Below are 12,837 nucleotides of genomic sequence, written 5' to 3'. Positions count from 1 at the left end.
ACACGCAGCGGCGAGGAACGGTTTGGAGGACTGGGAAGTCGAAGCAGGGGAAGAAGATCGGCCGGACGAAGACTGGCTGGGGATCGGCCGCGGGGACGCGGACGAGCCGGAGCCGCGGCGCTTCTCCACGCGCCGCCGCGTGGTCGCGTGGGCGATGCTGGCGTGCTTCGCGGTGGCGCTGGCGTACCCGTTCGTCTTCTTCCCGCGCGTGCGCTACTTCTTCAGCGCCGTCCCCCGCATCCGCGCGGGCGAGGTGTCGCGCGCGCCGCAGACCGTCATCCCCCCCGCCGCGCTGGCCGGCGCCGAGCAGATCGTGCAGAAGGAGGTACGGCGCGGCGGCTTTCCCGGCGCCGCGCTGGCGGTCGGCGTGCGCGGGCAGACGGTGCTGCTGACGGGGATCGGGCGCCTGGAGTGGGGCCGCCTCGCCTCGCCGGTGGACGCGGACGAGACGATGTACGACCTGGCCTCGCTGACCAAGATCGTGGGCACCACCGTGGCGGTGATGGTGCTGGTGGACGAGGGGAAGATGCGGCTGGACGACCCCGTGGCCCGCTATCTCCCGCACTTCACCGGCGGCGGGCGCGAGAAAGTCACCATCCGCCAGCTCATGACCCACACCGCCGGCCTCCCCGCCGCCGTTCCCGTCCCGGAAGACGGCGCCGCGGGAGACCGGCTCTTCCGCCTGGTCTCCACCGTGAAGCTCATCTCCGAGCCCGGCGACGACGTGCTGTACTCCGACGTGGGCTTCGTTCTCCTGGGCCTCGCCGCCAGCAACGCCGCGCACCAGCCGCTGGGGATGTTCCTGCGCCGGCGCGTGTGGGGGCCGCTGGGGATGACGCACACGCAGTTCGAGCCCGGCCGCCCGTGCGACGCCTGCGCGCCCACGCTCACGCTGGAAGACGGAACGCCGTTCTCGGGGGAGACCAACGACCCGTTCTCGCGCAAGCTGGGGGGGATCACGGGGAATGCCGGCCTCTTCTCCACCGGCCGCGACGTGGGGCGGCTGGCGGCCATGCTGGCCAACGGCGGCGAGCTGGACGGGGTGCGGATCGTGAAGGAGGCCACGGTGCGCGAGTTCATGACGCCGCAGCCGCGGGCGGGGCTGCGCGCGCTGGGCTTCGAGGCGTTCTGCCGCGAGGGCACGCAGCCGGACCAGAAGCCGTGCAGGACGCCGCCGTACGCCATCGGTCACACCGGCTACACGGGCACGTCGCTGTGGATCGAGCCGGAGCGCGGCATCTGGGTGGTGCTGCTCTCCAACCGCACCTATCTGCCCAGGGCGCCCAACCACATCCGCAAGGTGCGCCGCGACCTCTTCAACCTGGTCACCGGCAACGCCCCCATCCCCGCCACCGAGGTGATCGATACCAGCGCCGAGCGGCAGTAGGCGGGCTGGCGGATGATGGAAACGAAGACGCGCGGCCCCGGTCTGGAGCCGCGCGTCGATTGGTTCTCTGTCTCGTGCACCGTGCCGCGGGACGGGGCGGGGGCGCGGTCCCGCGGCACGCTCACCCTGGCGACTGCCCGGCCGGCCGCGTCAGCAGCCCATGTCGTACTGCGTGTCGCAGCCGGGCTCGCAGAAGGTGTAGTCCAGGCTGCCGGTGCAGCCGTACGGATAGTTCGTCTGGTTGCACTCCATGATGGGCACGCTCTCGCACGCGCCGCACGAGTAGCGCGGGTAGTCGCTCGCGCAGTAGCTGTCGCAGCTGTCGTCGGGGTAGCTGACCTCGCGAGCGCGCACGGTCCCGCGACCCCCCGCCACGTTCGCGGTCTCGAACGATTCGACCGCCAGGTCCTCGATCCTGAGCTTCTTCATGTGGAACTCCTCGGTGGGAAAGGCTATGGAGTCGCGCCCCCGCGCGGGAAGATCTTTTCGAGTTGCGTGCAAACACGACGTTTGTCCCAGCCCTGTTCGTGTGATGCCGCCCTGCGAGGTTTGGTTGACGCCGCGAGATGAGGGGAGGATGAAATGCCGCGGGGGCTGCGAATGGGGGAAGATCTACAGCCGGACGATGATGTGATCGGCAATGCGCCAGACCTCCCCAAGACGTCATCCTGAGGCCGGCCACGCCGCAACTTGAACACACGCAAGCGCTTGCAGGCCGAAGGATCCATACCCGCCCTGCACGTGAGCCCGGGGAGACGCGCCGCTGCCAAACCTGCGGTGCGCGTCCGCCGCGGACGTGCTGGACTGGCGATAGATCCTTCGGCCTGCAGAGAATCGGGCGGGGGAGTTTACAGTGTGGCGGGCCTCAGGATGACGTCTCCCGGGAGGGAAGCCAATCGTTCGAGCTCTACCCCGTGTGCTTGTCGTTGTAGATCTCGACCGCCTTCTCGGAGATGATCTTCCACGTGCCGTCCTCCGAGCGGAGCATCAGCTCCTGGCGCATGGAGCCGAACCAGCGCTTGCCGCGGCCGGAGAAGTCCCACTCCTTGTCCACCAGCACGCGCGCCAGGTTCGGCTGCACCATCATCACCGCCTGCCGGTTCAGCGTGATCTTGCGCGTGGGATAGCCGCGCACCGTCTCCGCCACCTTCCGCCGGATGAACGGCCGCGTCGCGCGCGCCACGTTGTAGTAGTCGGCGCGGCTGGCGTAGTGGCTCATCATCCGGTCCAGGTCGCCGGCCGACCACGCCGCGTGCACGTCGATCACCACGCGCTGCACGGCCGCGGCGTCCATCGCCTGCGACAGGGTGTCGGTCTTCGCGCTGTCGGGCGGCGGCGCCTGCGCGGTGTCGGCCGTGTCGGCGAAGGCGCCCGCGAGCTCGGCGGCGGCCTGTCCCTCCAGGCGCAGGAAGCGGTCGTGCAGCGCCGCCACCGCGCCGGTGTCCGCGCGGACGGCGGCGTCCTGCGCGCCCCGCTGCCGCCGCGACGCCCAGATCGCCGCGATCAGCAGGAGCAGGAGGACGGGGATCCCCCACACCGCGGGCGCCCACCGCCGCCCCGGCCGGATGGGCGAGGGGATGGACAGCGGCTCGTCCGACACCGGCTCGGGCGAGCCCGCGTCGATGGCCGGAGCGGCCGCGTCCACCGGCGCGGGGTCCGCCGCGACGACGCGTGGCAGCGGCGGCGCGGCGATGAACGCGGTGTGGTCGTCGCCGGGATGGAGGAGCGTCGCGTCCTCCGCGTCCGCCAGCGCGTCGGCGAAGGCGGCGGCGTCGGGGTAGCGCCGGGCGGGATCGAGCCGCAGCGCGCGCTCGATCACCTCGCGCAGCGGGGCGGGAACGGCGGACCAGCGCGGGGTGGCCACCAGCGGCACTTCCTCGCCCTCGCGGATGCGCTTCCGCTCGCTCTCGGAGTACGGCCGGTCGCCCGTCAGCAGCTCGTAGCCGATCAGCCCCAGCTGGTAGACGTCGCTCGCGGGGGTGACGGGCAGATCCGGGTCCAGCGCCTCGGGCGACGCGTACGCGGGCGAGTGCGGGAGCTGCCCCGCGGTGGTCAGCGTCAGCGCGTCGTCGGTGTCCGGCTCCAGCGGCTTGGCGATGCCGAAGTCCAGCACGCGCACGTACTCCACGCGCCCGTCCTGGCCCACCAGGAAGACGTTGGCGGGCTTCACGTCGCGGTGCACGATCCCCTCGCGATGGCCGGCCGCCAGCCCGCGCGCCGCCTCGCGGAGGATGCGCACCGCCTCGCCGCGGGGAACGCTGCCCTGCGCCAGCGCCTGCTTCAGGTCGCGCCCGCGCAGCAGCTCCATCACGATGAAGTCCAGGTCCAGCTCGGGGTCGGTCCCGTAGTCGTAGACCTGCACGATGTTGGGGTGATGGGCGATGCGCGCCGCCGAGCCCGCCTCGCGCCGGAAGCGCTCGCGCAGGTTGGCGCGCACCTCCTCCGAGTCCGAGGGGAGGGCGACGACCTTCACGGCCACGGCGCGCCCCAGCACGCGGTCGGTGCCGGCGTACACCACGCTCATCCCCCCCGAGCCGATGGCGTCGCCCAGCTCGTAGCGCCCCGCCAGCGTGCGGCCCACCAGCGCCCGCTCGAACGGCTGCCTCATCCGCGCTCCGCCGCCGCCCCCGCGGGAGTCGAAGCGCCGCGCAGCTCCAGCACCATCTGCCGCACCGCGCCCAGGTGATACGCCGCGTGCGCCACCGCACCGATGGCGCCGGCGAGGCGCAGGAAGTCCAGCTCCGCGGCCTCGTCCAGCGCGCGGCGGAAGGCTTCGTACGCCTCGCGGACGCCGGCGCGCAGCTCGGCCCAGCTGGCGTCGTCCACCTCGCGCACGGCCCAGCTGCGGTCCCATTCGAACGGCCCACGGTCGCCCTGCACCCAGCGCCGCGACACCTCCAGCGAGAAGCGCAGGTGCCCCGCGTGCCCGGCCACCGTGCCGCGTCCCGCCCCCGGTGCGCGCGACGCGTCCTCCGCCGGCAGCGCATCGAGCGTGGCGAGGAAGCCCGCGTCGGGCGCGTTGTTCACGAACCAGGTGCCGCGCGGGTCCTGCGGCCCCTCGTACCCCTCCGCCAGCACCGATCCCACCGCCTTCATCACCATCTCGCGCGGCAGCGTCTCCATCCCGTCCTCCGTCCGATGTGCGTAACCGATGGCACTCGGGCAAGGCATGTGCCCCGGCCGGGGTTTCGGTCAGCGAGGGGAAGGATGATCACTTCCTGCGTGCTGCGCGCGCGGCGGCGATTTCGGCGTCGATCTCTTCCATGGTCAGCCGGTCCAGCCCGTGCTTCCGCGCCCGCTGGCGGATCTTCGTGATCGCCGACTCCGCACCACGTCTGCGGATCATCCGCTCCCGCTCGGCGGCGTCATCGGTCTCGGCTCCCTCTGCGTCCACGACAATCTCCATGCGTTCAGGATGGATGGTCGACCGTCTCGCGTCCAAAGTGAACATCGAACGCCCCTTGTCACAAGCCGGGGAATTCCCCGCCGTGATGAAGAGCGTCCTTTCGACCCGGTCAGCCCCGCCGCACCTTGCCCCCGGCGCGCCCGGGCGACACTTTTCGGGCCTCCGATCCGGCCCCTCCGCAGGCGTTCCGATGATGAAGATCCGCATCCATCCCGCATCCTTCCTGTGCCTCGTCGCGCCGCTGGCCGTGGCCGCCTGCAGGGAGCGCCTGCCGCCCGACGCGGGGCAGCTGCGCGAGCGCTTCGGGGTGGAGATCCCCGCGTACTGGCACGCCTCGGCCTTCCACCTCGAGGCGTCGCAGCTGCGCGGGGCCGCGCGCGACCACTTCCTGGGCCGCTTCCGCGCCACCATCGCGCTCACCGCGCCGACCTACGTGGAGGACCACCGCGTGGGCGATACCCTCTTCATCCGCCAGGCGGGGAACCGGGGCGACTTCAAGACGGTGTACGGCCGCGCCGACGCCACGTTTACCGGCGGCGACTGGAGCACCAGGTTCCAGATGGAGAACGATCCCACGCGCGCCCTCGGCCAGCCGAGGGACTTCTTCACCGCCGCGCGGGTGATCGTCGTCGGCTCGGTGCAAGACCGCGATTTCCAGTACCAGCAGCAGCTCGCCGCCGCCCGGGCGCAGCTCGAGGCGCAGGCACAGGCCGAGCTTCAGCAGCAGGCCGCGCGCACCGCGCTGGAGGACGCGCTGGTGGGCGAATGGCGCGGTACCGTGATGGGTCGCCGAGGTACGCGACTGGTGGTCACGCGTGAGGATGGCGCCCTGGTCGCGCGCTACTTCGAGGAGGATTACGTGGAGACGTTGCGGGTGGAGATGATGCCGGGCGGCAGTTTTGTCCTTACCGGCATCGACGTGGTGAAGACCGGCGGCGGAAAGGTGAACTGGAACTTCGACACCTTCCAGGTGCAGCCCGCGGCGGGAATCCTCACGGGCACCGCGCGAGATGCCCGGCACTCGGGCCGGATCGCCATGCGGCAGCTCGATGGGGATCCAGAATGACGGGGAGATGAAGGACAGGGCGATCTTCCCGGACGCGCGCGGCCGCAGCTGGCTGGTGGAGGTGCTGTACGGCCACCCCGCGCCCACCGAGCGCGGCATCTACGCCGCGCGCTTCCGCTGCCCCGAGGACGAGGCCGAGCCGGTGCGCCTGGGCTTCATCGAGATCGACGCCATCGCCCACGACGACCACGAGCTGCTGCTGGAGGCGCTGGGGATGAGCGACCCCGCGGAGGAAATCGGCTGAGACGCCGCATCTTCCGCGCCCGAGAATCGGTTTTTCGCAACAATAAATAGGCCCATTGCGGATGGTGGCAGAATGTATCATCCGCCTCTTTATGTCGAGTATGTTTCCTTTTGGCGACAGAAAAACGCATTTGTTCAAATACTCATTTGCGATAGAATCTTTCAAATGATGGCGGACAACAGCTTACCTGATCACGGTCGAACCTGTTCACGATCCTTTTAAGCCTTGGCACATAAGAGTTGCTTGACGTGATGTCTCGCCGTGTGTAGACATTCGCGTGCAGGTAAACCCTTCACCTTTCGTCAGGAAAGGACGGTGCACCATGCTCGATCCGCGCAACCCGTTCGCCTCGCCGACCAGCTTCGGCGGCCTCGAGACCTTCGACCCGTACGACGGGACGATCTCGACGGACAACGCCTTCTACGGCGGCGATCCGTGCGGCCCGACCACGAACCTCAACTGCGGCTGCATCCCCTACTGAGCCACGGCCGAGGCAGGAACCGCGGCAGGGCGTACCTCGCCCTGCCGCGGCGCAAGAGGATCGTGCGGCGGGCCACCCTTCACCCGGAAGCTCCCATGCAGCCCAGCGGATCTCTTCCCCTTCCTCCCTTCGCCCCCGGCGCGCAGGTCGTGGTGCTGGAGGGTGCCGGCGGCGCCGCCCGCCGCGAACGGCTGGACGCCTGGGTGCGCGCCGTGGTGGCGCGGGACGGGTGGTCGGCGTGGCTTCTCCCCTGCGACGTGGACCGGGGCGGGCTGTGGGCGGGGCTCGGCACCTGGACCGAGGCGCTCCTTCCCGCGCTGGAGGCCGATGCCCCGGAGCTGGTGCGGCGGCACGACAACGAGCTCACGCAGATCGTGCCCGACCTGCGCCGGCGGCTGTGCCCCCGCTACGTGACGCTCACCGACACCTCCACCCGCGACGAGGCGGTGCGGAACTACGCGGCCGACCGCGCCTACCGCATCGGCCACGGGATGATCGACCTGCTGGAGGCGTGGCACGGCCGGTCGGGCGGCGGGCGCTGGGCGCTGGCCTGCGACGCGTTCGACCGCCGCGGGGCCATGGTGGGCGACTTCTTCCGCAACCTGGTGCGCCGCCGCGGCGACGCGCTGGGGCTGGTGCTGCTGGCCGCCGTGGAGCCCGGCCAGGGCGACGCCGTGGCCGCCGAGCTCGCGCCCTTCGCCCGCGTCACCCGCGTGCGCCTGGAGCTGGAGCCGGGGCCGGACGACGGCATCGACCCGGGCGAGGCCGCGCGCCGGGCCGCGGAGATGGAGGGATGGGTCTCGCGGGACACGCTCGACATCCGGGCGCACGGCCACGAGGTGATCCGCCTGTGGAACGCCGCCGGCCGCCCCGACCGCGCCGGCGACTGGCACGCGCTGCTGATGGGGCTGCTCACGCAGATGGGCTTCTACGCCGACGCGCTGCGGCACGCGCGCGTGGTGCTGCCCAACCTGCACCTGTTCGACCGCGAGGGCTTCTTCTATCCCCGCTCGGCGCTGGTGAACAAGCTCCTGGTGATCCACGTGACCATGGGGCAGCCCGAGGCGGCGCTGGAGATCCTGCAGACCGAGGGGCTGGGCCGGCTGACCGAGCCCGCGTCGCGCGCGCGGGCGCTGTACCAGGCCGCCATGCTGCACGCGCGCCACCTCCCCCGGCGCGACAACGCCGCCGCGGAAGCCTACCTGGACCAGGCCATGGCCGAGCTGGAGCGGGCCGACATGGACCCCGCCGACCGCGCCTTCCTCACCGGCTTCCTGCTGAACGGGCTGGCGTACGTGCGCTTCCGCCAGGGCGAGGCGGTCGAGGCCATCGGCCTTACGCACGACAACTTCCACCGCCTGGAAGAGAACGTTCCCGAGGGGCGCCACCGGCTGCACCGCTCGGTGCTGCTGTACAACGCCGGCCAGGTGTACGCCCGCGCCGGCCAGCCCGAGGAGGCCATCCGCTACTACAGCGAGGCCATGGAGATGGACCCCGACTACAGCGAGTACTACAACGACCGCGGCAACCTTCTCCTCCAGCTGGGCCGCCCGGCCGAGGCCGAGCCCGACTACCGGCGCGCCATCGAGCTTTCGCCCCCGTACCCCGAGGTGTGGTTCAACCTGGGGCAGGCGCTGGCGCGGCTGGGGCGCCCCGCCGAGGCCGAGGCCGCCTGGGAGCGCACCGTGGACCTGGACCCCGAGCGCGCCGAGGCGTGGGTGAAGCTGGGGCGCGCGCGCCACGCCCGCGGCCAGCGCGACGAGGCGCTGCGGGCGTACGACGCCGCCGTGGCCGCCGACCCCGGGAACGCGCTGATGCTGGCCAACCGCGCCGCCGTGCGCTTCGAGCTGGGGCGCCTGGACGAGGCCGCCGCCGACCTGGAGCGCGCCGTGGAGCTGGACCCCGGCAACGACGCGCTCCGGCGCAACCACGTGCTCGTGCAGGAGACCCTGGCCCGCCGCGCCGGAGCGGCGCTGCAGCCCGCGTGACCCCCGCAACCCGCCGGAAGGAACGTGTCATGAGCACGAGCGAGGTGATGGCGATTTCGCCGCTGGACCGCGCCCCCGCGGCGCCGCAGGGGCCGCTCACGCAGCTGCGCTACACGCCGGCGCGGCGCTGGGTGCCGTCGCGCTTCAACGCGCGCACCGTGGGTGCCGACGGGCGGATGCTGCTGTGGAACACCTTCACCGGCGCGATGATGGAGTTCCTTCCCGAGCATCGCGACGCGGCGCTGGCGGTGCTCACCGCCGGCCCGGTGAGCGAGCCCTTCGACCCCTTCGGCACGCACCTGGCCGGGCGCGGCTTCCTGGTGCCCGAGGGAGTAGACGAGCTGGCGCGCTTCCGCACCCAGTTCGGGCGGCAGCAGTGGCGCACCGACACGCTGCACCTGATCCTGCTGGCCAGCGAGGACTGCAACTTCCGCTGCGTGTACTGCTACGAGAAGTTCAGGAACGGCACCATGCTTCCCGAGGTGCGGCAGGGGGTGCGCACGCTGGTGGAGCAGCGCGCGCCCAAGCTGGGCTACCTCACCATCAGCTGGTTCGGCGGCGAGCCGCTGTACGGGTGGGAGGCCATCGAGGAGCTGGCGCCCGTGTTCGACCGGGCGGTGCGGGACCACGGGCTGCGCTTCCAGCACGGGATGACCACCAACGGCTACCTGCTGAACGAGGAGAAGGCCACGAAGCTCCTGGACTGGGGGTGCAACCGCTTCCAGATCACGCTGGACGGGCTGCCGCAGGACCACGACTGCAAGCGCGTGGGGCGCGACGGGTCTCCGACCTACGCCACCATTCTCGACAACCTGCGCGCGCTGCGCGAGCGCCGCACCGAGTTCGAGGTGACGGTGCGGGTGAACTACGACCAGGAGAACTTCGTGCGCCTGGGGCCCTTCCTGGAGGCGCTGAGCGAGGACTTCGCCCACGACCGCCGCTTCCGGGTGCGCTACCGCGCCATCGGGCAGTGGGGGGGCGACAACGACGACCGGCTGGCGGTGTGCGGGATGGACGAGCGCCGGCACGTGCGCGACGAGCTGCGCGACAAGGCCCTGGGGCTGGGGCTGGGCACCGAGGGCGGGATCGACGAGGTGCGCACGCCGGGGGCGCAGGTGTGCTACGCGGCCCGGCCCTACAGCTTCATCGTGGGCGCCACGGGCAAGCTGATGAAGTGCACGGTGGCCCTCGACGAGATGCCCGAGAACGTGGTCGGCCGCATCACGCCCGAAGGGGTGATGGAGCTGAACGACCTGAACATGACGCAGTGGACGGCACCGCACTTCGAGAACGACGAGCTGTGCAAGCACTGCTACGTGCTCCCCGGGTGCCAGGGCGCGGCGTGCCCCATCACCCGCATCACCGAGGGCAAGCGCACCTGCTGCGGGGTGAAGCCCAACCTGAAGAGCGAGATGCGCTTCACCCTCGACGCGGCGGCCCGCGCGCGCGCGTCGGGGATCGCGGCGCTCCGCCCGGAGCCCACCGCCGTCGGCTGACGCGATCGGGCGGGAGATTCGGAAGCGGAGATGCGGGGATGGATCCCCCTGCGTCTCCGCTTCTTCATCTCCATCCCCCATCTCCGCTGAAGACGGAGATCGCACGGAGGGAACGGAGGAAGCGGAGAGCTCCTCCGTTCCCTCCGTTTCCCTCCGTATGATCAAGCAGTTCGGGAGGATAGGATGCGCGGCGGAGGGGACGAACAAGAGGGATCGACGCCATCGCCCGAGAGGACCACGAGCTGCTGCTGGAGGCGGTTTGAGAGATGAGCGATCCGCGGAGAAAAATCAGCTGAGACGCCGCACGTTCCGCACCCGGAAACCAAGATCTCCGTAGTAAGAAAAGGCCTGTAGCGGATGGTGGCAGGATGTACCTCCGCTTCTCTCTGTTGGGGCTGTTTTCTTTTCAAGACATCAGATGAACTGCAGTCAGCAGAACACGGAGTGTAAAACTAGCTCTCCTGTGAGGTTATATCACCGGACCTTTCTTTGATGGAGTTCTTTTCAAGCCTTGTCACATAAGAAATGCTTGACGTAATGACCCGTCCCGTGTAGACATTCGCGTGCAGGTAAACCCCTCACCTTTCGTCAGGAAAGGACGGTGCACCATGCTCGATCCCCACAACCCGTTCGCCTCGCCCCAGCCCACCGGCTTCGAGGGTCTCGAGACCTTCGATCCGTACGGCCCCGGCGGTGTGGCGACCAGCGCTTCGTTCTACATCCCGGGATGCGATCCGGGGACGTCGAACCAGAACTGCTTCTGCGCCTCCTGACGCAGCGAGCTGCGGCAGGGCCCCAAAGGCCCTGCCGCACCCCCGGACAGCGACGCCGTTCCCCCATCCCCGGAGAACCCATGCGGCCGAGCCACGCACTTCCCCTTCCCCCCTTCGCCCCGGGCGCGCACGTGGTGGTGCTCGAGGCCGAGGCCGGCACGGAGCGCCGCGAGCGCCTGGAGGCGTGGGTGCGCGCCTGCGCCGGACAGGAGGGCTGGAACGCCTGGCTCCTTCCCTGCGACACCAGCCGGGGCGGCCTGTGGGCGGGGGTGGACACCTGGCTCCAGGCGCTCCTCCCGCGGCTCGAGCCCGAGGCTCCCGCGCTGTTCCGGCGGCACGACCAGGAGATCACGCAGGTCCTTCCCCTGCTGCTGCGCCGCATCCGCCCCCGTTACGTACCGCTGACCGAGAGCTCGGTGGCCGAGGAGGCCGTGCGCAACTACGCCGCCGACCGCGCGTACCGCATCGGCCACGGGGTGATCGACCTGCTGGCCGGGTGGCACGCCGAGTCGGGCGCCGGGCGCTGGGCGCTGGCGTGCGAGGCGTTCGACCGCCGCGGCGCCATCGCCGGCCACTTCTTCCAGCACCTGCTCCGCCGGCGCGGCCACGCGCTGGGGCTGGTCCTGGTCGCCGCCGTCGACCCCGGCCACGGCGACGCGGTGGAGGCCGAGCTCGCGCCGCACGCCCGCGTAACCCGGGTGCGGATAGAGCTGGAGCCGTCGCCCGAGGCGCAGCCGGACCCCGCCGAGGCCGCGCGCCTGGCCGAGGAGATGGACGCCTGGGTGCGCGAGGACACGGTGTACATCCGCGCCCACGGGCACGAGGTGATCCGGCTGTGGAACGCCGCGGGGCGCCCCGACCGCGCCGCCGACTGGCACGCCGTGGTGATGGGGCTGCTCACGCAGATGGGCTTCTACGCCGACGCCCTGCGGCACGCGGCCGTGGTCCGCGCCAACCTGGCCCTCTTCGACCGCCCCGGCTTCTTCTTCACCCGCACCGCCCTGGTCGACAAGCTCCAGGTGATCCACCTGACCGCCGGCCAGCCCGAGGTGTCGCGCGAGATCCTGCAGACCGAGGGGCTGGACCGGCTCACCGACCCGGCCGACCGCGTCCGCGTGCTGTACCAGATGGCCATGCTGCACGGCCGCCATCTCCCCAAACGCGACCCGGCGGCCGCCGAGCGCTACCTGGACGAGGCCATGCGCGAGCTGGAGCGCGCGGAGATGAAGCCGGAGGAGCGCGCCTTTCTGACCGCGTTCCTGCTGAACGGGCTGGCGTACCTGCGCTTCCGCCAGGGGAACGCCGGCGAGGCCATCGAGCTGTCGCACGGCAACTCCGAGCGGCTGGACCGCAGCCTTCCCCCCGGTCGGCACCGCCTGCACCGCTCGGTGCTGCTGTACAACGCCGGCCAGGTGTACGCGCAGGCGGGCGCCGTCGACGAGGCCATCCGCCACTACGAGATGGCCATGGAGATGGACCCCGACTACAGCGAGTACTACAACGACCGCGGCAACCTGTACCTGAAGCAGGGGCGCGCCGCCGAGGCCGAGCAGGATTTCCGCCGCGCCATCGAGCTGTCGCCGCCCTACCCCGAGGTGTGGTTCAACCTGGGGCAGGCGCTGGCGCGGCAGGGGCGCGGCGCCGAGGCCGAGGCCGCCTGGGAGCGTGCCGTGGACCTGGACCCCGCCCGCCCCGAGCCCTGGGCCGGGCTGGCCCGCGCCCGCCACGCGCGCGGAGAGCGCGACGAGGCGCTGCGGGCGTACGACGCCGCCGTGGCCGCCGACCCGGCCAACGCGCTGCTGCGGGCCAACCGCGCCGCGGTGCGCTTCGAGGCCGGGCGCCTGCACGAGGCCATGGAGGACCTGGACCGCGCCGTGGAGCTGGCGCCCGACAACGCCGCGCTCCGCCGCAACCGCGCCCTGGCGCAGGAAGCCGTGGCCCGCCGCGCCGGAGCGGCGCTGCAGCCCGCGTGACCCCCGCAACCGCTGGAGACCGC

General features: G+C 71.3%; 12 protein-coding genes. 8 read left to right on the top strand and 4 right to left on the bottom strand.

The features are described 5' to 3' along the window. Window positions 1-22 precede the first annotated feature (22 nt). Window positions 23-1,387, top strand: a complete 1,365-nt coding sequence (locus VLK66_RS01160) for a serine hydrolase domain-containing protein (RefSeq protein WP_325307183.1) — start codon at window positions 23-25, stop codon at window positions 1,385-1,387. Window positions 1,388-1,537: 150 nt separating this feature from the next. On the opposite strand, the gene VLK66_RS01155 is transcribed toward VLK66_RS01160, so the two are convergent. The 4 genes from VLK66_RS01155 to VLK66_RS01140 all read right to left on the bottom strand — a co-directional run bounded on the left by VLK66_RS01155 (window position 1,538) and on the right by VLK66_RS01140 (window position 5,000). After that, window positions 1,538-1,816 carry a pinensin family lanthipeptide gene (locus VLK66_RS01155; RefSeq protein ID WP_325307182.1) on the bottom strand — a complete coding sequence of 93 codons (279 nt, stop codon included), beginning with the start codon at window positions 1,814-1,816 and terminating at the stop codon, window positions 1,538-1,540. Between the two features lie 478 nt (window positions 1,817-2,294). Then, on the bottom strand, window positions 2,295-3,995 hold the full coding sequence (locus VLK66_RS01150) for a serine/threonine-protein kinase (RefSeq protein ID WP_325307181.1): 1,701 nt from the start codon (window positions 3,993-3,995) through the stop codon (window positions 2,295-2,297). Further along, on the bottom strand, window positions 3,992-4,510 hold the full coding sequence (locus VLK66_RS01145) for a DinB family protein (protein ID WP_325307179.1): 519 nt from the start codon (window positions 4,508-4,510) through the stop codon (window positions 3,992-3,994). Before VLK66_RS01145 ends, VLK66_RS01150 begins: the two co-directional genes overlap by 4 nt. A gap of 88 nt (window positions 4,511-4,598) precedes the next feature. Beyond that, window positions 4,599-5,000 carry a hypothetical protein gene (locus VLK66_RS01140; protein WP_325307178.1) on the bottom strand — a complete coding sequence of 134 codons (402 nt, stop codon included), beginning with the start codon at window positions 4,998-5,000 and terminating at the stop codon, window positions 4,599-4,601. Here VLK66_RS01140 and VLK66_RS01135 point away from each other — a divergent pair. The 7 genes from VLK66_RS01135 to VLK66_RS01105 all read left to right on the top strand — a co-directional run bounded on the left by VLK66_RS01135 (window position 4,984) and on the right by VLK66_RS01105 (window position 12,814). Beyond that, window positions 4,984-5,859 (top strand): hypothetical protein, encoded by an 876-nt coding sequence (locus VLK66_RS01135; RefSeq protein ID WP_325307177.1) that lies wholly within the window; start codon window positions 4,984-4,986, stop codon window positions 5,857-5,859. The two genes, VLK66_RS01140 and VLK66_RS01135, sit on opposite strands and share 17 nt — an antisense overlap. 7 nt (window positions 5,860-5,866) lie before the next feature. Further along, window positions 5,867-6,103 (top strand): hypothetical protein, encoded by a 237-nt coding sequence (locus VLK66_RS01130; protein ID WP_325307176.1) that lies wholly within the window; start codon window positions 5,867-5,869, stop codon window positions 6,101-6,103. A gap of 322 nt (window positions 6,104-6,425) precedes the next feature. After that, the gene (locus VLK66_RS01125) at window positions 6,426-6,584 is read left to right on the top strand and encodes a hypothetical protein (protein ID WP_325307175.1); all 159 of its coding nucleotides are present in this window, start codon (window positions 6,426-6,428) and stop codon (window positions 6,582-6,584) included. Between the two features lie 95 nt (window positions 6,585-6,679). After that, a complete protein-coding gene (locus VLK66_RS01120; protein ID WP_325307174.1) occupies window positions 6,680-8,572 on the top strand; it encodes a tetratricopeptide repeat protein in 1,893 nt (630 codons plus the stop codon). Window positions 8,573-8,601: 29 nt separating this feature from the next. After that, a complete protein-coding gene (locus tag VLK66_RS01115; RefSeq protein ID WP_325307173.1) occupies window positions 8,602-10,068 on the top strand; it encodes a radical SAM/SPASM domain-containing protein in 1,467 nt (488 codons plus the stop codon). A gap of 608 nt (window positions 10,069-10,676) precedes the next feature. Next, a complete protein-coding gene (locus VLK66_RS01110; protein WP_325307172.1) occupies window positions 10,677-10,841 on the top strand; it encodes a hypothetical protein in 165 nt (54 codons plus the stop codon). Between the two features lie 80 nt (window positions 10,842-10,921). Further along, window positions 10,922-12,814 carry a tetratricopeptide repeat protein gene (locus tag VLK66_RS01105; protein WP_325307171.1) on the top strand — a complete coding sequence of 631 codons (1,893 nt, stop codon included), beginning with the start codon at window positions 10,922-10,924 and terminating at the stop codon, window positions 12,812-12,814. The last annotated feature ends 23 nt before the right edge of the window (window positions 12,815-12,837 follow it).

The organism is Longimicrobium sp. (genome assembly GCF_035474595.1).
GTDB lineage: Bacteria > Gemmatimonadota > Gemmatimonadetes > Longimicrobiales > Longimicrobiaceae > Longimicrobium.
The sequence above is the reverse complement of the archived record's forward strand: the minus strand, read 5'-3'. Positions and strand labels throughout refer to the sequence as shown.

Excerpts from the sequence above, each read along its gene's own strand:
- VLK66_RS01135 (WP_325307177.1), top strand. The coding sequence starts at position 4,984 with ATGATGAAGATCCGCATCCATCCCGCATCCTTCCTGTGCCTCGTCGCG.
- VLK66_RS01105 (WP_325307171.1), top strand. The coding sequence starts at position 10,922 with ATGCGGCCGAGCCACGCACTTCCCCTTCCCCCCTTCGCCCCGGGCGCG.
- VLK66_RS01110 (WP_325307172.1), top strand. The coding sequence starts at position 10,677 with ATGCTCGATCCCCACAACCCGTTCGCCTCGCCCCAGCCCACCGGCTTC.
- VLK66_RS01155 (WP_325307182.1), bottom strand. The coding sequence starts at position 1,816 with ATGAAGAAGCTCAGGATCGAGGACCTGGCGGTCGAATCGTTCGAGACC.
- VLK66_RS01145 (WP_325307179.1), bottom strand. The coding sequence starts at position 4,510 with ATGGAGACGCTGCCGCGCGAGATGGTGATGAAGGCGGTGGGATCGGTG.
- VLK66_RS01115 (WP_325307173.1), top strand. The coding sequence starts at position 8,602 with ATGAGCACGAGCGAGGTGATGGCGATTTCGCCGCTGGACCGCGCCCCC.
- VLK66_RS01125 (WP_325307175.1), top strand. The coding sequence starts at position 6,426 with ATGCTCGATCCGCGCAACCCGTTCGCCTCGCCGACCAGCTTCGGCGGC.
- VLK66_RS01120 (WP_325307174.1), top strand. The coding sequence starts at position 6,680 with ATGCAGCCCAGCGGATCTCTTCCCCTTCCTCCCTTCGCCCCCGGCGCG.
- VLK66_RS01140 (WP_325307178.1), bottom strand. The coding sequence starts at position 5,000 with ATGCGGATCTTCATCATCGGAACGCCTGCGGAGGGGCCGGATCGGAGG.
- VLK66_RS01130 (WP_325307176.1), top strand. The coding sequence starts at position 5,867 with ATGAAGGACAGGGCGATCTTCCCGGACGCGCGCGGCCGCAGCTGGCTG.
- VLK66_RS01150 (WP_325307181.1), bottom strand. The coding sequence starts at position 3,995 with ATGAGGCAGCCGTTCGAGCGGGCGCTGGTGGGCCGCACGCTGGCGGGG.